The organism is Roseateles sp. AC306, assembly GCF_979253795.1.
The window spans coordinates 1-252 of the sequence record NZ_CEEDEB010000108.1 but is presented as its reverse complement, the minus strand read 5'-3'; the positions used below and the strand labels follow the sequence as shown (position 1 = coordinate 252).

At 54.8% G+C, this 252-nt stretch carries 1 protein-coding gene; it reads left to right on the top strand.

Annotated elements, in window-relative coordinates; genetic code table 11:
• Positions 1-20: 20 nt before the first annotated feature.
• On the top strand, positions 21-252 hold a 232-nt coding region (locus tag AC0IZJ_RS28590; RefSeq protein WP_471855653.1), incomplete at its 3' end, for an ATPase, T2SS/T4P/T4SS family.

The following is a 252-nucleotide window of genomic DNA, read 5'->3' as shown; positions in this document are numbered from 1 at the left end:
ACCTTGAAGCCCGCCACTCCATTCTTATTTCCGGGGCCACCGGAGTAGGAAAAACAACTCTCCTTGGTGCGCTAGCAACATCACTACCCGCGCAAGAGCGGCTTATCTGCATTGAAGACACTGCCGAACTTAACCTGTACCACCCACAACTCGTCCAACTCGTTACCCGCGATAACAATACGGAAGGACGCGGTGGCATTCCCATGTCTGTCCTGGTGTGGCAGGCACTTCGCATGCGACCCGACCGTATTA